General features: G+C 36.0%; 17 protein-coding genes. 3 read left to right on the forward strand and 14 right to left on the reverse strand.

Features of this window, described 5'->3' with window-relative positions; genetic code table 11:
* Window positions 1–84: 84 nt before the first annotated feature.
* Entirely contained in the window at window positions 85–498 is a 414-nt protein-coding gene (gene rpsL / locus RV14_RS01900; RefSeq protein WP_002294318.1) for a 30S ribosomal protein S12, read from the reverse strand.
* Between the two features lie 303 nt (window positions 499–801).
* On the opposite strand from rpsL, the gene rpiA reads away from it, so the two are divergent.
* The 3 genes from rpiA (at window position 802) to gpmA (ending at window position 3169) form a co-directional block, all read left to right on the forward strand.
* Window positions 802–1506, forward strand: a complete 705-nt coding sequence (gene rpiA / locus RV14_RS01910; protein ID WP_071854649.1) for a ribose-5-phosphate isomerase RpiA — start codon at window positions 802–804, stop codon at window positions 1504–1506.
* Window positions 1507–1613: 107 nt separating this feature from the next.
* A complete protein-coding gene (locus tag RV14_RS01915) occupies window positions 1614–2195 on the forward strand; it encodes a recombinase family protein (RefSeq protein WP_071854650.1) in 582 nt (193 codons plus the stop codon).
* Between the two features lie 287 nt (window positions 2196–2482).
* A complete protein-coding gene (gene gpmA, locus RV14_RS01920; protein WP_071854651.1) occupies window positions 2483–3169 on the forward strand; it encodes a 2,3-diphosphoglycerate-dependent phosphoglycerate mutase in 687 nt (228 codons plus the stop codon).
* Window positions 3170–3257: 88 nt separating this feature from the next.
* On the opposite strand, the gene deoD is transcribed toward gpmA, so the two are convergent.
* From deoD to RV14_RS01985, 13 genes are all read right to left on the reverse strand, one after another.
* Complete coding sequence (deoD, locus tag RV14_RS01925) at window positions 3258–3962, reverse strand: purine-nucleoside phosphorylase (RefSeq protein WP_071854652.1); 705 nt, start codon at window positions 3960–3962, stop codon at window positions 3258–3260.
* Window positions 3963–3982: 20 nt separating this feature from the next.
* A complete protein-coding gene (locus RV14_RS01930) occupies window positions 3983–4801 on the reverse strand; it encodes a purine-nucleoside phosphorylase (protein ID WP_071854653.1) in 819 nt (272 codons plus the stop codon).
* Window positions 4802–5002: 201 nt separating this feature from the next.
* A complete protein-coding gene (gene deoB / locus RV14_RS01935; RefSeq protein ID WP_071854654.1) occupies window positions 5003–6169 on the reverse strand; it encodes a phosphopentomutase in 1167 nt (388 codons plus the stop codon).
* A gap of 96 nt (window positions 6170–6265) precedes the next feature.
* Window positions 6266–7222 (reverse strand): ABC transporter permease, encoded by a 957-nt coding sequence (locus tag RV14_RS01940; protein ID WP_071854655.1) that lies wholly within the window; start codon window positions 7220–7222, stop codon window positions 6266–6268.
* On the reverse strand, window positions 7222–8355 hold the full coding sequence (locus RV14_RS01945; RefSeq protein WP_071854656.1) for an ABC transporter permease: 1134 nt from the start codon (window positions 8353–8355) through the stop codon (window positions 7222–7224). The genes RV14_RS01940 and RV14_RS01945 overlap by 1 nt, the downstream gene beginning before the upstream one ends.
* Window positions 8348–9910 carry an ABC transporter ATP-binding protein gene (locus RV14_RS01950; RefSeq protein WP_071854657.1) on the reverse strand — a complete coding sequence of 521 codons (1563 nt, stop codon included), beginning with the start codon at window positions 9908–9910 and terminating at the stop codon, window positions 8348–8350. Before RV14_RS01950 ends, RV14_RS01945 begins: the two co-directional genes overlap by 8 nt.
* A gap of 282 nt (window positions 9911–10192) precedes the next feature.
* Window positions 10193–11272 carry a BMP family lipoprotein gene (locus RV14_RS01955; RefSeq protein WP_071854658.1) on the reverse strand — a complete coding sequence of 360 codons (1080 nt, stop codon included), beginning with the start codon at window positions 11270–11272 and terminating at the stop codon, window positions 10193–10195.
* 67 nt (window positions 11273–11339) lie between these two features.
* Window positions 11340–11738 (reverse strand): cytidine deaminase, encoded by a 399-nt coding sequence (locus RV14_RS01960; RefSeq protein WP_071854659.1) that lies wholly within the window; start codon window positions 11736–11738, stop codon window positions 11340–11342.
* A 23-nt stretch (window positions 11739–11761) separates the two neighbouring features.
* On the reverse strand, window positions 11762–12424 hold the full coding sequence (gene deoC / locus RV14_RS01965; RefSeq protein WP_071854660.1) for a deoxyribose-phosphate aldolase: 663 nt from the start codon (window positions 12422–12424) through the stop codon (window positions 11762–11764).
* Between the two features lie 14 nt (window positions 12425–12438).
* Window positions 12439–13740: a pyrimidine-nucleoside phosphorylase gene (locus tag RV14_RS01970; protein ID WP_071854661.1), complete on the reverse strand. Its 1302-nt coding sequence runs from the start codon at window positions 13738–13740 to the stop codon at window positions 12439–12441.
* Between the two features lie 139 nt (window positions 13741–13879).
* Window positions 13880–14896 (reverse strand): LacI family DNA-binding transcriptional regulator, encoded by a 1017-nt coding sequence (locus RV14_RS01975; RefSeq protein WP_071854662.1) that lies wholly within the window; start codon window positions 14894–14896, stop codon window positions 13880–13882.
* Window positions 14897–15109: 213 nt separating this feature from the next.
* Complete coding sequence (locus RV14_RS01980; RefSeq protein WP_071854663.1) at window positions 15110–17014, reverse strand: hypothetical protein; 1905 nt, start codon at window positions 17012–17014, stop codon at window positions 15110–15112.
* Between the two features lie 63 nt (window positions 17015–17077).
* A complete protein-coding gene (locus tag RV14_RS01985) occupies window positions 17078–17683 on the reverse strand; it encodes a class I SAM-dependent methyltransferase (protein WP_071854742.1) in 606 nt (201 codons plus the stop codon).
* Window positions 17684–17859 lie beyond the last annotated feature (176 nt).

The following is a 17859-nucleotide window of genomic DNA, read 5'->3' on the forward strand; positions in this document are numbered from 1 at the left end:
AACTCCTCCTTCCGAAATATTCTTCATAAGTAATTGCCCTACTTTGAATTAGTAAGACAAGTTTCATTTGTTTAATAATTAAAATTAAGCTTTAGGTTTTTTAGTACCGTATTTAGAACGGCTTTGTTTACGATCGTTTACACCAGCAGTATCTAGTGCCCCACGAACGATATGGTAACGTACCCCTGGTAAGTCCTTTACACGTCCACCGCGTAACAATACCACACTGTGTTCTTGCAAGTTGTGACCAATTCCCGGGATATAAGCAGTAACTTCAATTAAGTTTGACAAACGAACACGAGCATATTTACGTAAAGCTGAGTTCGGTTTTTTAGGTGTCATTGTACCCACACGAGTTGCTACCCCACGTTTTTGAGGAGAATTCACGTTTGTTTGAGTCTTTTTAAAGCTGTTATATCCTTTGTTTAAAGCAGGTGAATTAGATTTTTCCACCTTTGATTTACGAGGTTTACGTACTAATTGATTAATTGTAGGCATTCCTTATTTCCTCCTTCCCACGATTCGCATCTAGTTCCACACATCCAGGTGGTTCTTTTTACGATAAAAAATAAATGCAGCTCCTGCATCCTTATCAAATATGCTTTAATAAACAGTCAGCACGTCTCTTTAACTAGAGACCTGTAGATAAAGCACCTTGGTCAGAATATCATGAATAAAAAAAGTTGTCAACTAGTGTTATGTATTTTTTTTAACAATACTGAAATGAAAAAAGGATGCTATCTTTTTCTTAAGATTCAATATAAAATAACTATAAATAAAACAGAAAGGTGGGCATAATAAATGAATTTAAAAAAAGCCGCAGGGATTGAAGCAGCTAAATTTGTAAAAGACGGAATGATCATCGGCTTAGGTACAGGCTCTACTGCTTATTATATGGTAGAAGAAATTGGGCGACGGATACGTGAGGAAGGATTGAAAATTACGGGGGTTACTACCTCCAATGCAACTAAAGAACAAGCTAAAAAACTCAATATTCCCTTAAAGAGTATCGATGAGGTTTCTAAGGTTGACCTGACCATCGATGGAGCAGATGAAATTAGCCAAAATTTTCAAGGAATTAAAGGCGGAGGTGCTGCCCTTCTTTTTGAAAAAATTGTTGCGACGTATTCAAAACAAATCATTTGGATTGTTGACGAATCAAAATTGGTAGATAAATTGGGGAAATTTCCTCTTCCTATCGAAGTGATTCCTTATGGTTCACAACAATTGATGCGTCTCTTTACTGAAAAAGGATACCATCCAGTTTTACGTAAAACAAAATCAAATCAAACGCTATTAACCGATAGTGGACATTACATTATTGATTTGCATCTTCAAACGATCGATGCTCCTGAAACCTTAGCAAAGTACCTCGACCAATTAGTAGGTGTGGTGGAACATGGTCTTTTTTTAAATATGGTTTCAAAAGTAATTGTTGCATCAACGCATGGAGTAACCGTTACTGAGACACCGCATTCATTAAAGATAGATCATGAGAACAATTAAAAAATGACTTGTTAAAAAAACACAAAAAAACTATCTTTTCAACGAACTTTATGCTACATTTTTACTGTTATATATAGGCAGAAAATCATTGCTAGAAAGGAATCACCATGAAGATTATTGGTTATGCACGCACAACCATAAATGATGCTGATCTTACGCCGCAAGTGAAGCAGCTCTCTCATTTTGGTTGTCATGAAATTTTTCACGAAACATATGAGTCTAAGGATACAATATCTAGTAATATTTGTTTAGAAAAAGTAATCAAAGAAATGCAACAAGGCGATACTTTAGTTATTTGCCAACTTCATCGATTAGGTAAGTCTACTCGTCAATTAACAGAATTAACACAATTATTCAATGACCGTGGCTTACATCTAGTAAGCATCCAAGAAAAAATAGATACACGTAAACCGATGGGAAGAACTTATTTTCAATTAATGGAAGGCTTGGCTATCATGGAATGTTCTTTAATCAAAGAACGCACCCTTATCGGTCTCAACGAAGCCCGTAAAAAAGGAAAAATTGGTGGACGCCCAAAAATTGATCTCAAAACAATCAAAAAAATTCGACGATTGTATTATGAAAAAAAAGAAACAATTCAGTTGATTTCTACAAAGTGCGGCGTATCAGTTGGTACTTGTTACAAATATATTAATCTCCCAGAAGAAGAAATTCAGCAATTATATTAAGAAACAACTCATTATGCATTTTTCAACTAATAAAAAATTTCAATATTAATTTTATTCAAACTTCTTACTTGCATTTGCTTTAAAACATTCGGCAGAGTAGTCAGTTGCAAAAATGAACTGACTACTCTGCCGAATGTTGTATTCTTTATAAATATTTTTATATTTCTTATTTTCCCTTTACTATTTTCCTAACTTCATTTTTCAATGGAAATTTGATCGAAAAAATTGTACAATAAAGCAGAACTGAAATTTTCAGAAATAAAACCTATCTTAAAGGAGAGCTAAACATGCCAAAATTAGTTTTTTCTCGTCATGGTCTTAGTGAATGGAACGCATTAAACCAATTTACTGGTTGGGCGGATGTAAACTTAGCACCAGAAGGAATTGAAGAAGCAAAAGAAGGCGGACGCAAAATCAAAGAAGCTGGAATTGAATTTGATGTCGCTTACACTTCCGTTTTAACTCGCGCAATCAAAACATGTAACCTGATTTTAGAATACTCCGATCAACTTTGGGTACCTCAAATTAAATCATGGCGCCTAAACGAACGCCACTATGGTAAATTACAAGGATTAAACAAAAAAGAAACAGCAGAAAAATATGGAGATGAACAAGTACACATCTGGCGTCGTTCCTACGATACTCTTCCTCCACTAATGGATGAAAGTGACGAAGGCTCGGCAGTCAACGATCGTCGTTATGCAATGTTAGACAAGCGCGACATCCCGGGTGGCGAAAACTTGAAAGTTACTTTAGAACGTGCGTTACCGTTCTGGCAAGACGAAATTGCTCCTGCTTTACTAGACAACAAAACAGTACTAGTAGCAGCACACGGTAACTCTTTACGTGCTTTAGCAAAACACATTGAAGGAATTTCTGATGAAGACATCATGGATCTTGAAATTCCAACAGGTCAACCACTTGTTTATGAATTGAATGATGATTTAACAGTAGCTAAAAAGTACTACTTATAATCTATTTGTTAAAAAACAAAAAACCTTAGATGCTGAACTTTTTGGGAGTCAATTCATTCCCGTTCTCATCTAAGGCTTTTTCTATTTACTATGCAATTGCTGTTTCCAAACCAACTTTAATCATTTCATTAAACGTTGTTTGTCGTTCTTCAGCAGAAGTCTCTTCTCCTGTAATCAAGTGATCACTGACTGTCATAATCGCCAGCGTCTGAACGTGGTGCTTTGCTCCTAAATAATATAATGCTGCTGCTTCCATTTCAACACCTAATACCCCAAGATCCGCCAATTTAAACGTTTCAGTAAGATCATCTTTATAAAACGAATCTTCTGATAATACATTACCTACATGCGCTTTACAACCTTTATCTTTTGCTATTTTATAAGCCCTCCACAACAATTCAAAATCACTAATTGGCGGAAAATGAAACGCTTGAAATTCCTTTTCAATCATAGAAGAGCTCGTTGCTGCTCCTTGTGCTAAAACCAAATCGCGAACATGTACATTTTTTGACAAAGCACCGCAAGTACCAACACGAATCAATCTTTTTACACCGTAAGAATGAATTAATTCATATGCATAAATCGCTGCAGATGGCATCCCCATCCCTGTTCCTTGCACGGAAATACGTTCTCCTTTATAGATACCTGTAAATCCAAGCATTCCTCGGACTTTGTTATAGCATATAGTTTTTTCTAAAAATGTTTCTGCAATATATTTTGCACGCAAAGGATCTCCCGGTAATAAAACCTTCTCTGCAATTTCACCTGTTTTTGCTTGAATATGCACACTCATCCTCGTTCCTCCGTAAAAAATTATAGTAATTTCAATGTTTCTTTAATCAATGCTTTAAACGAATGTTTTACGCGTTGTGTTGTCTCTACAACTTCTTCATGATTTAAATTTACTTGCATTCCTGCTGCAAGATTGGTAATACATGAAATGCCCAATACCTTCAATCCACTGTGTACCGCAACAATTACTTCAGGAACCGTCGACATACCAACTGCATCAGCCCCCATAATACGCGACATATGAATTTCTGCTGGTGTTTCATACATTGGTCCAGAATACCCCATATATACACCTTCTTTGAGAGAAAGATTTAATTTTTTAGCAGCTTCTTTTGCTATTTCACGATAAACAGCAGTATAAGCGTCACTCATATCAGGAAAGCGCGGACCGATCGTCTCTTCATTTGGACCGATTAAAGGATTTTGACCGGTAAAGTTAATGTGATCAGTAATTACCATCAAATCGCCGGGAACAAATGATTCATTCACTCCACCACAAGCATTTGTCACAATAACAGAGTGTACCCCCAATGCAGCCATAACACGAACAGGATAAGTCACTGTTTGCATCGAATGCCCTTCATAAAAATGGAAACGTCCTTGCATTGCTAAGACTTTTCTACCTGACAACTTGCCATAAACCAATTGTCCAGCATGTCCAACAACAGTCGACGTTGGAAAAAATGGAATTTGATCATAAGGAATAACAATTGTTTCTTCAATTTCTTCGGCCAACTCTCCTAAACCTGAGCCTAAAATCAGACCAAAATCAATTTCTTTTACTCCTTTTGATCGAATAAATTGAGTCGTTTCTTGTAATACTTCACTTAATTGAGTCATTCACTTTCTCCTTTTTTCTAAATGGAAGGGAGGATTTATTAGCACTAGATCATTCTTTTTATTTATCTACTGTTCGATTCAATAGATCCTTATCCTTCTTTTCACGAAGTTGTTTTAGTTATATTAAATAACAAAATGAAAAAATATTTTTACGTAACAGTCAAATCATATTCCTATTTGCCGATTTGCTAAAAATTTTCTCTATTTCAAAAACTTCAAAAAACTTTCTCCATTTTCAGTAGCTAAGACATTAAAATTTTCAGCAATTGTAGCTGCAATATCGGAATAATATCCTTGAGGTAAACTCCCTTGTCCTTGCATTTTTTTACTAAAAACTAATAATGGGACATATTCACGTGTGTGGTCTGTACCAGCAAAAGTTGGATCGTTTCCATGATCTGCTGTTATCATCAGTAAATCATCTTCTGCCATAGCATCTAAAATTTCAGGAATACGCAAATCAAATTCTTCGATTGCATGAGCATATCCTACAACATCACGACGATGACCAAATAATGCGTCAAAGTCGACTAGGTTGGTAAAACTAATACCTGTAAACTCTTTCTTCATCACCTTCAATAATTGGTCTACGCCATCCATATTACTCTTTGTGCGAACAAATTCTGTGATTCCTTGTCCATTAAAAATGTCATTTATTTTACCGACAGCAATTACATCCTTATTTGCTTCTTTCAATGAATCCAATAAAGTGTGCCCAAACGGATTCAATGCGTAATCGTGTCGATTACTTGTTCGGGTAAAGTTTCTAGGTTCACCGATATAAGGACGTGCAATGATTCGACCAATCATATAAGGATCATCTTTTGTAATTCCACGAACAAATTCACAAATACGGTAAAGTTCTTCTAAAGGAATAATGTCTTCATGTGCGGCGATTTGCAAAACTGGATCTGCAGAAGTATAAACAATCAAATCACCAGTTTTCATTTGATGTTCCCCATAATCATTAATTACAGCCGTACCGCTGTATGGCTTATTGCAAACGATTTTTCGACCTGAGAAGTCCTCAATTTGTTGTAAAAGCTCATCTGGGAACCCTTTAGGAAATACACGAAAAGGCGACTTAATGTTTAAACCCATAATCTCCCAATGCCCCGTCATTGTATCTTTTCCTACAGAGACTTCCTCTAGTTTTGTCGCATAACCTTGATGTTCTTTTATGTTAGCTACCCCTTCTAAGGGACGAATTGTTCCTAGTCCAAGCTGTTCAAGATGGGGAATCGTCAAACCAGCTTCTTTTGCAATATGCCCAAGTGTATCTGATCCTTTATCACCAAATTTTTCCGCATCTGGTGCTTCGCCGATTCCTACTGAATCCATAACAATCAAATGTATGCGTTTAAACATGATTCTTCCTTCTTTCTTTTTAATATAGCTATTAGATAAAAAGAGCGAGCCGAAAATATATCTCCCGTAACCCACCCTTTTTTATTCACTAATCGTTTATTTTGATTTAATATAATTTTTACCGTTTGCTTTTGGCCCCGATGCTTTTCCTAAGAAAACGACCAAAACAATAATCGTCAATAGATAAGGAGCAATCTGTAATAAAACTGGCGGTATAGAAGAAATCACAGGCAATTGAGCACCGATGATACTTAAACTTTGTGCAAAGCCAAAGAATAAAGAGGCGCCCATTGCACCTAATGGATTCCATTTACCAAAAATCATTGCAGCCATTGAAATAAATCCTTGACCAACAATCGTACCTGCGGAAAAATTTCCTGAAATTGATTGAGCGAAGACTGCACCACCCATGCCACCAAGCAAACCTGAAATCAATACACCAGAATAACGCATGGCATAAACATTAATACCTAATGTATCTGCAGCTTGAGGATGTTCACCTACAGCACGCAATCGAAGCCCAAATTTTGTTTTAAAGATAATAAACCAAGCAAGAACAGCAATTAAAATTGCACAATAAGCTGGTAAGAAAGTATTTTTAAAGAAAATAGGACCGATTACTGGTATCTTTGATAAGCCGGGAAACGAGAAATAGCCTAAGTTCAATGAAATATTATCTGTTTGACCTTTACCATACCATGCTTTAATTAAAAACACACCTAAAGCAGGAGCCATTAAATTAATCACTGTTCCACTGATGATGTGATCTGCACGCAAACTAATAGTTGCCACTGCATGCAGTAATGAAAATAAAACACCAACAATGCCACCAACTAAAATAGCGATCCATGGCGTCATGTTGCCTAAAGTCGAACTCATCGTCAAATTAAAAACGACTGCACTAAATGCCCCCATCACCATGATTCCTTCTAATCCCACATTGACAATTCCACTTCGTTCAGAAAAAGTGCCACCTAAAGATGTAAGAATTAATGGAGTTGAATAAACTAATGTTGAAGTGAGGATCAATGCAATTAATTCAATTGTTGACATTATAGCTCTCCTCCCTCTTGATTTTGACTTGTTGGTTTCGTCTCAATTGTCGTTACAATTTCTGCTTGTTTTTTTCCTTGAAAGAACTTTGCCATAATCAAACGAATTAAGAAATTGATTCCTACAAAGAAAATAATTAATGCAATAGATACATTCACAATTTCAAATGGCACGCCAGCTCCTGTTTGCATCCCTAGTCCACCAATTTTTAATACACTGAACAACAATGCCGAAAGCAAGATACCAATAGCAGAACCTGATCCTAGAAGTGATACCGCCATTCCATCAAATCCAATAGATAGCGAAGTGGTTTGAACAAAGAAGTTTTGATAAGTACCCAAACCTTCAACTACCCCGCCAAGACCTGCTAACGCACCTGAAATAACCATTGATAGTACAATGGTACGTTTGCTGCTCATTCCGGCATACTCTGAAGCAAATGGATTTAGACCAACCGAACGAATCTCAAATCCCAACGTCGTTTTTTTCATTAACAACCACATAAGAATCAAGGCAATCAATGCCAAAAATAGACCAGCATTTACACGTGAACCGCCAAACATTTGTGTCATCCAAGGCACTCTAAGAGACGCATTTTGACTAATCAAATTTGAAGAATCAAGACTCGAACGATAAGACGCCGGCATCACATCATGTAAAACAAAAGTACTTACATAAAGTAAAATATAATTCATCATAATCGTTACAATTACTTCACTTGTGCCAAAGAAAGCACGCAACAACCCTGGAACAGCTGCAGCCATCGCTCCTGCCAATGCACCTAAGATTACACACATTGGAAGCAACACTACTTTTGGCAGATCAGGAAAAGCTAATGCCGTCCAAACACTAACAATCCAGCCACAAAGTGCTTGTCCTGAAAGCCCAATATTGAAAAAACCGGCAGAATTAGCTACAGAAAAACCTAATGCTGTAAAAATCAAAGGCGTTGCTTGACGTAACGTTTCGCCAATACTTCTTTGAGACCCCAAAGAGGCATTTAACATAGAAGAATAGCCTTGTACTGGATTAAATCCAAAAGCAGCCATCAAAGCAGCCCCTAAAATTAATCCTAAAATGACTGAAAAAATAGGAACTAGAAGATTGCGAAATTTTTCATTGCGATCATTCATTTACGCCACCAACCTTTTCTAACTCTCTTTTTGCTTCTTCTAGAGAATAGCCTGCCATCAGTAACCCTAGTTCGTTTTCAGAGGTTTGTTTTGGATCAACAATCCCAACAATTTTGCCTTCATGAATAACTGCGATGCGATCAGAAACATTTAAAATTTCTTCTAATTCAAAACTAATTAATAAAACTGCTTTGAATTTATCTCTTTGTTCAATCAATCGTTTATGAATAAATTCAATTGCACCTACATCTAATCCGCGTGTAGGATTTGCAACGATCAACAAGTCAGGATTGCGATCAATTTCTCTTGCAATAATTGCTTTTTGTTGATTTCCACCTGATAAAGCTTTTGCTGGAACAATTTCATTCGTCGTTCGTACATCGTATTCTTCAATCAGTTCACGTGCATGGTCATTCATCACAGAATAATTTAATAAGCCATTGCTACTATAAGGTTTTTGATAATAAGTTTGTAAAGAAATATTTTCAGCTAACGTCATGTCCAAAACTAGCCCATATTTATGCCGATCTTCTGGAACATGTCCGACACCTGATTCTGTAATTTTACGAGGTTTTTTATTTGTAATGTCTTCACCTTTTAAGCGAATCATTCCACTTTCAGTTTTACGTAAACCTGTTAATGCTTGGATCAATTCAGATTGTCCGTTTCCATCGATACCAGCAATTCCCAAAACTTCTCCTGCACGTACCTCCAAACTTAAATCTTTAACTGCATCTAACCCTCGATTTTCTTTTACTACGAGGTGTTCAATCGACAATACAACTTCTTGCGGTTGGGCTTCTTTTTTCATTGTCTTAAATGAAACCGTTCGTCCAACCATCATATCTGCCAGCTGTTGAGAAGTAACATCCTTAACGTTAACAGTTCCTATTCCTTTGCCGCGATGAATCACCGTACAGCGATCTGCTACTGCCTTAATCTCATCTAATTTGTGCGTAATTAAAATAATGGATTTTCCTTCTTTGACCAATTCTTTCATAATAATGATCAGTTCGTCAATTTCTTGAGGAGTTAATACAGCAGTCGGTTCATCAAAAATCAATACATCCGCTCCACGATAAAGTGTTTTTAAAATTTCAACCCGTTGTTCCATTCCAACAGAAATATCCCGCACATAAGCATCCGGATTCACAGACAAACCATATTGCTCCGAAAGTTTTTTGATTTCATTTCGTGCTTTTCGACGATCAAGTAATCCTGAGCGACTCGGCTCACTTCCTAATACAATGTTTTCAGTAACAGTGAACGCGTCAACCAGCATAAAATGTTGATGAACCATACCGATACCCAACTGATTAGCTTTTGTTGGACTTGTTATTTTTACTTTTTTTCCATGCATCAGAATTTCACCTGACGTCGGTTCCAACAAACCTGAAAGTACATTCATCAAGGTTGATTTTCCAGCACCGTTTTCTCCAAGCAACGCATGGATCTCTCCTGCTTTTACTTGTAAATTGATGTTGCCATTTGCTTTGAACGAACCAAACTGTTTGGTGATATTCCGCATTTCTATGACAATATTTTCTTGAACCACAATTTTTCACATCCTAACGATTTCTATCTAAGCAACGATTAATGATAATTCTCTACTAAAACTTCAGAGTGAATCATCAGGGGATTATTCCCTTACCAAGAGGTTGTAAAAGCAACATTTTTGTGTAGTCACGAAGAGAAATAAAAGGGAGTCCCCCTGTTTTAATTTTTTGAACTAATGCTTAAGGACAGCTTCTTGATAAAGAAATAATCATTTTATTGTTCACTAAACTACAGCCTTGTTAAACAATCGTCCAACAAGGCTATAGAAAGGAAAAAACGGTTATTTCCCGGGTGTTTCTGGCACTTTGATCTCACCTGAAATAATTTTTTCTTTTGCTTCATTTACTGCTTTTTTCGCTTTATCTGAAAGTTGGCCTTCTGTAATACCAACCCCATCTTCTTTCAATCCGTACACAATGTGTTTACCGCCTGGGAATTTTCCGTCTGCTGATTTTTGTGCTAAATCTTCTACGACAGTTCCCACTGCTTTTAATGTAGAAGTTAAAGTAAAGTTTTTCTTTTCACCATTTAATGTGTAGTCACCTTCATCAGACTGATCACGGTCAACACCGATAACCCAAACTTTTTTGTCGCCTGACTCGTTTAGTGATTTTGCTTCTTGGAAAACACCGTTACCAGTACCACCGGACGCATGGAAAATAATGTCTGCATTTTGCGCATACATTCCTTGAGCAATGGAGCGGCCCTTATCAGGTGCAGCAAAATCTCCTGCATATTGATTCAAAACATGGATTTTTTTATTTAACGCTTTTGCTCCTGCGTCTACGCCTGCTTTAAATCCTGCATCAAAACGGTCGATCACTTCCCCTTTCACTCCGCCGATAAATCCAACAGTGTCTGTTTCTGTTGTATAGGCCGCAGCAATTCCTGCAAGGTAAGAAGCTTCATTATCTTTAAACGTTGCAGAAACAACATTATTTTTTCCGTCAATTACATCATCAATAATCGCAAAGTTTGTTTCTGTATTTGAAGCAGCCTGTTCCTCAATCGCAGGTTTTAATTTATAGCCAATACCAAAAATTGTTTTAAATCCTGCGTTTAATGCTTGATCAATGTTAGGAATGTAATCCGACTCATTTGCTGATTGAAAATATTGAAACCCATTATTTCCGCGTGAAAGATCATGCTTTTTCCCCCAAGCTTGTAGACCTTCCCAAGCTGACTGGTTGAATGAACGGTCATCAACACCGCCTGTATCTGTGATTAACGCCGCAGTTGCCGTTTTTGAACCACTATTTCCACCAGTTGAACTAGTAGAATTTGACCCGCCGCATGCACCTAATAATAACCCAGCAGATAACGCTACAGCACCTAAACCAAATAATTTTGCTTTTTTCATTTCTGTAAAGCCTCCTAAAAGTGATTGTTTTATTTTTCAACAGTCAACTTGACTGAATGAATGTGAGTTATAAATCTTCTTCTGTAAATGCATAGGGCAACAATTCTTTCACCGTCATTGTCTTAACAACGCCATTGTCTCCTACTAAAGTCACTGGCATGTCCGGTGCGCAAAATTCAACCATTACTTGACGACAAGCCCCACAAGGAGAAATTGGCTCCGGTGTATGACCAGCAATCACTAAGTGAATAAATTCTTTTTCGCCGTCTGAAACAGCTTTGAAAAAAGCTGTACGCTCAGCACAATTAGTTAAACCAAATGAGGCATTTTCGATATTTATTCCTTGATACATTTTTCCAGATTTTGTTACTAAGCATGCTCCCACTGGAAAATGTGAATAAGGAACATATGCTTTATCCAACGCTTCTACTGCGACGTTGATCCATTCTTGTTTTACGTCTTTCATATACTTCTACTTCCCCTTAAAAATTAATAACTTTCGCCTATTGCTCCTGACATAATTGAAACTCCGGCACTCGTACCAATCCTTGTTGCACCAGCTTCCACCATAGCTAAGGCTTCATCTTCGCTATGAATTCCACCAGATGCTTTAACCCCCATTTCTGGTCCAACTGTTTCACGCATCAAACGAACATCTTCTGCCTTTGCTCCGCCAGTCGAAAAACCAGTAGAAGTTTTAACAAAATCTGCTCCAGCAGCTTTTGCAAGCTCACAAGCTTTTACGATTTCAACATCATTTAATAAAGCAGTCTCAATAATTACTTTAACTAATGCTCGATCTTTCGCTGCTTCAACAACCGCTTCAATGTCTTTTTGTACTCTTTCGTATTGTTTCGATTTCAGTGCACCAACATTTATCACCATGTCTACTTCATCGGCGCCATTTTCAATTGCATTTGCAGTCTCAAAAGCCTTCGTTTCAGCCGTATTGGCCCCTAAAGGAAAGCCAATCACCGTACATACCGCTACTGGTTCGCCTTTTAATTGTTCTTTTGCTAAAGCAACCCACACTGGATTGATGCAAACAGAATAAAAGTGAAATTTTTTGGCTTCTTCGATAATTTGCATAACGTCTTCTCGTGAAGCATCTGATTTTAAGATTGTATGGTCGATCATTCGATTTAATTCCATTTTTTGCTCTCCTTTTATTCAATAATAATATCATGTATTAATGTAGGCTCTTCAGCCAAATCACTGATTCTTATACTTTGATAAATCAATTCTTGAATAGAAGCAATTTCTTTTTTGTTACTATAGATAGTTAAGAGCGACTCCCCTTTTTTTACAGCATCCCCAATTTTTTTATTTAACTTAAGCCCTACTGCATGATCAATACTTTCTTCTTTTGTTTTTCGTCCTGCACCTAACATCATTGCTGCAATGCCAAGCTCATTGGCCGCAAGTTTTGAAACAATTCCATTTTCTTTTGCCGGCAACTCCATCACATATTTTGCTGTCAACAGCTTGTCAGGATGATCAACTACAGAAACATCCCCCCCTTGATTTTGGATCATTTCCTTAAATTTATTCAAAGCTTTTCCAGATTCCAATGCTTCTTTCAACAAATCTCTTGCTGCTTCAATCGTTGCTGCTTGATTTGCTAGCACCACCATTTGGCTTCCTAAAACATAGCACATTTCTAACAAGTCTTCTGGTCCATTGCCTTTTAAAGTATCAATAGCTTCAACAACTTCTAAACTATTTCCAATCGCTTTACCTAAAGGTTCAGACATATCTGAAATTACAGCTACCGTTTGACGATTAGCCAATTTTCCAATACTAGTCATTGTCTTAGCTAAACGTCTCGCATCTTCAATATTTTTCATAAACGCGCCATCGCCTATGGTAACATCTAAAACAATGGCATCTGCTCCTGCTGCAATCTTTTTACTCATAATCGAACTAGCAATCAAAGGAATCGAATTAACTGTTGCAGTAACATCACGCAAAGCATAAAGTTTTTTATCTGCTGGAGCAAGATTGCCTGATTGACCAATCACAGCTACTTTGCTTTCGTTGACCATACGGATAAATTCTTCATCAGAAATTTCGATTTGAAATCCAGGAATAGCTTCTAATTTATCCAGCGTACCACCTGTATAGCCGAGACCTCTGCCAGACATTTTTGCAACCGTAACCCCAACGCTGGCCACTAAGGGCGCTAAAATCAACGTCGTCGTGTCCCCTACACCGCCAGTAGAATGTTTGTCAACTTTCACTCCATCTAACGGACTTAAATCAATAACATCTCCTGAATGCGCAATGGCAAGGGTTAAGTCAGTAATCTCTTGATCAGTCATGTCTTGATAAAAGATCGCCATCAACAACGCACTAATTTGATAATCTGGAATTTCACCATTTGTATAGTTTGTAATAATATAATTAATCTCTTTCGTTGATAACGCCTTTCCATCACGTTTTTTTTCAATCAGATCTACCATTCGCATTGTCTGATCCTCCTTGTCTTCATTCGGTATTATACAGGAATTTCAAAAAAGGTAAACCACTTTAGTAAACTGGTTTACTTAAATAAAAAAAGCATATCTACGCTCCTGTAACCACTTACATAAGCAATATAACGCCGAGTTACTCATTTGTCAATACTTTTATGCTCTCACGAATAATTAATTTTGTTTCAAAAACTTTGTTCGGAACTTTACGTTGGGGGAATTCAATGGCATCAATCAAAAAACGTGCCGCATAAAAACCAATGTCAGAACTTGGTTGTTTTACTGTTGTTAATTTAGGAATCATATACTCTGATAGCTTCAATCCATCAAAACCTATTACCGAGATATCCTCAGGAATTTTTTTCCCTACTTCATCAATCGCTTGATAACAGCCAATCGCCATCGCATCATTTCCGCAAAAAATTGCAGTAAGATCTTTATGTTTTAATAACTTTTTAGAAGCTTCATATCCACCTTGTACATTTAACTCTCCTTGCTCCACATATTTACCACTAAAAGGAATTCCGTGATCTTTTAAGGCATGTCGGTAACCATTGAAGCGTTCTTCTAATTGATAATAACCTGTTGTTTCTTTAAGCATTCCTATTTTTTTGTGTCCGTTTTCAATAAAGAAAGAAACTGCCCGATAGGCTCCTTCATATTCTTTAACGAGTAAGCGCCCATTATCACGTGTATTTAGTCCTCGATCGATTAAAATAATCGGCATATTTTGATAAAAGCCACTATCTAAAGAATATTCATCTGGTAAAACATGAGGAGTTGCTAACAAAATACCATCTACTGAACGATGAGAAAGTTCTTCTAAGTACTTGATTTCATTTTCTTGACTATGGCGAGAATTACAAAGCATGATGACATACCCCAACGGATTCAAATAACTTTCAACGCCTTCGATCAATTTGGAAAAGAAAAAGTCTGTCACGTCTGGAACAATCATTCCAATTGTTTTAGAATGACGATTGATTACATTTGATGCAAAATAATCCGGTTTATAATGGTATTCGTTAACGATACTCAACACTTTTTTACGGGTTTTATCACTAAAGCGGCTTCCTTTATTATTTAAAATTTGTGAGACAGTTGTAACGGAAACACCTGCCATTTCTGCAATATCTCGGATTGTTAGTTTCACTTTTTTTCCCCCTTTATAGTTAAATTCTTTTTCAGTTTACCAAAAGCACCTTAAAAAGAATAGATAGAAAAAAGTCTGAAAGAAGAGCTACTTTTCCAAATGCTCAAAGATGATCAACCTCAAAAAACATTTCAGTTAATTATTACTGAAACGTTTCCTGAGTCATTTATTTTTTATGGATTCGTAAAAAATTTGCTACGAAGACCTTGCTACTTATCTGCTTAACTCCGAAACTTTTCTATCCGCTGGCTCTTTGTCACAACTTTGTGTTTGAGCAATACGATTGGCTGCTTTTAATTTGTATTGAAGTGAATCCTCATTCTTTTTGTATGGCTTCTCTAAGGTAGGTAATGTCTTATTTTTTACGACCTGTGTAGCTCCTATTGCCATATTGCTCATGTGTTTTTCTAACTTTTTAACAAGTGAGGTTCGCATTTGTTGCGGTATTTCTTGATCTTGTTCAATTTGTTTTTTCAGTTTGGATACTTCCAAAGGATTTTTAAAAAAGTTTTGCTCATATTCTTCTATTTTAATTAAAGCATTTTCCTTAGCGTCTTGAAAATAAGATTTAAAAATTACTGCACATAAGTTTTTTTTCTCTATCTCCATTTTATCGACTTGTCCACTTTCTTTTATCGTGCCTGCTAAACTACTATCTTTTAACTCTGCTATAAAACACTCTTTATTTTTTGAGAAAATCACCTCATTGTTTTTTATATTCCTTTCAATAATTTCATTAAATTGATTCTCATTGATTAATTTTTTGTACTTATGTATTTGATTAACCGCAGCTGTATATTCTTCTTGGTTTGCCTCATGTTTAATTTCATTTATTGAAGAAAATAACCCTTCATATTCTTTTACATTTTCCCCTTGTTCTTGCTTCATCATTCCTCTTAGTTCCTGCTCAAGATATTTCTTCAAAATATATTCTTTCTTAAAGATCGAAAGAGGCGACTCCTGATTTTTTAACGTTAAGTCCTTTATCTCAGATATAAGAACTCGTTTTATTTCTGTATTTTCTTTTTTATCTGCTTCAATTCTATGTACGATAGCATCAATCAATCCTTCTTGTCGCACTATTTCTTTGTATCTATCTATTTTCTCATAAACCTTTTGGCGTTTCTTTAATTCCATCTTTAATAAATTTTCTGACAAATAATCTAAAGTTTCCTCCTCTTTCATCTTCATCTTTAAATCCGGAGATATTTTAGAATCATCTTTAAACTCTTTGTATAACGTTTCGTTTGTATTCTTAAGGTTCCTCAAAACATGTTCTACTATTACCCGTCCATTATCAAATTTTTCTGTACGTCTTTGTAGCTCACGAATAAGCGCTTGTTTTTCTGCCCCCTCTAAATTTGTTTGATTGATTTTTTCTTGAAGTAGCTTTACTTTATAAAAATCAGCTGGACTTGTAACGCTAATAAAATCCTTATATAAATTCTGCTTTCTTTTATAAAGCTTACTTATAATAGCTGTAGGAGTCTTTTCTATCTCCTCCTGAATATACTTGCGAAGACCTTCTTTATTTGGAAAAGTATGATTGATTAGTTCTTGTACGATTTTTTCTTTTTCATTTGAAGAAAAATCCGTTAGCTCGGCTAGCACCTTCTGACAGACAGAAGTTAATAGTTGAGGGTTTTGCCTCTCATAGGCATTCTTCACTTGGGTAAACATATTCTGATTTTTTTTATGCAGTTTTAATTTTATAAAAGGATTCACATTAAGAAAGTCTTGAAACTTATCCTCAATATCTGTTCCTTTAATTAAACGTTCGAAATTATTCTGATCATCCCAAGGCAATTTAGGCTTATATTTAGAAGCTAACGCTGTTCGATAATGATACAATCCATTGTGCTTCAGTTCCTCTAAAAGATCCAATAATTCAATGGTTAATGGCGAAGCTTTAGAATTTTGTATTCTATTTGGCAAATTGTTTTCTTGTGCCCTCTTTCTTTTATTTTCTTGGAAATCTTCCTCTAGCTTTTTTTCTAAAACAACAAACTTATCAGCCAATTCTTTGTTATCTTTTTTTAAAAAGTTTAATACATTTTCTGAGCTAAAAATTGGCATTGTTAAAATTTCTTCAGTAGTAAAAACCTTTAGTGTTTCCATCATTTTTCCTCGCTATTTTCTATTTTATTTGATTTTTTAGCTAAATTAGTCACTAATCAGTACTTATTCTTTTACGCTTTTAATAATGTAGTACCCTTTCTCTTTTTTGACAATCGCTGCATTTCCAAAAACCTCTTTCATCTTGTTTTGAGCACTAGGCGCACCTTGTTTTTTTTGGATGACGATGGTTAACGTTCCTCCTTTTTCTAACCTAGGAAATGCTTTTGTTAAAATTTCATGCACTACTTTTTTACCAGCGCGAATAGGTGGATTACTAACAATCGCTGCATAAGTTTCTTCATGCACTCCCTCATAAATGTTAGATTGGTGTATATCAACCCATTCAATTCCATTGCGCTTTGCATTTCCTTGTGCTAATTCCACAGCCCGAAAGTTAATATCAACCATCTCAACAAAACGTTGACTTGCAAATGCAATAGCTAATCCAATCGGACCATACCCACAACCAACATCTAAAATTTTTCCCTTTGCTGGTATCTCGTTCCAATCAAATGTATCAATCAATACTCGAGAACCAAAATCAACTGTTTCACGTGAAAACACTCCTGAATCTGTTACAAATTGGAAGTTGTTCCCTTTTAATTCAAACGTCCATTGTTCAAAATCGTGATCAGTCGTCGGATTTTGCGCATAATAATGGTTAGTCATATACTTCATCCTTTTTACTTGTTTCTTGTTTCTTGTTTCTTGTTTCTTGTTTCTTGTTTCTTGTTTCTTGTTTCTTGTTTCTTGTTTCTTGTTTCTTGTTTCTTGTTTCTTGTTTCTTGTTTCTTGTTTCTTGTTTCTTGTTTCTTGTTTCTTGTTTCTTGTTTCTTGTTTCTTGT

It is taken from the genome of Enterococcus ratti (genome assembly GCF_001886195.1).
GTDB classification, from domain to species: Bacteria; Bacillota; Bacilli; order Lactobacillales; family Enterococcaceae; genus Enterococcus_B; species Enterococcus_B ratti.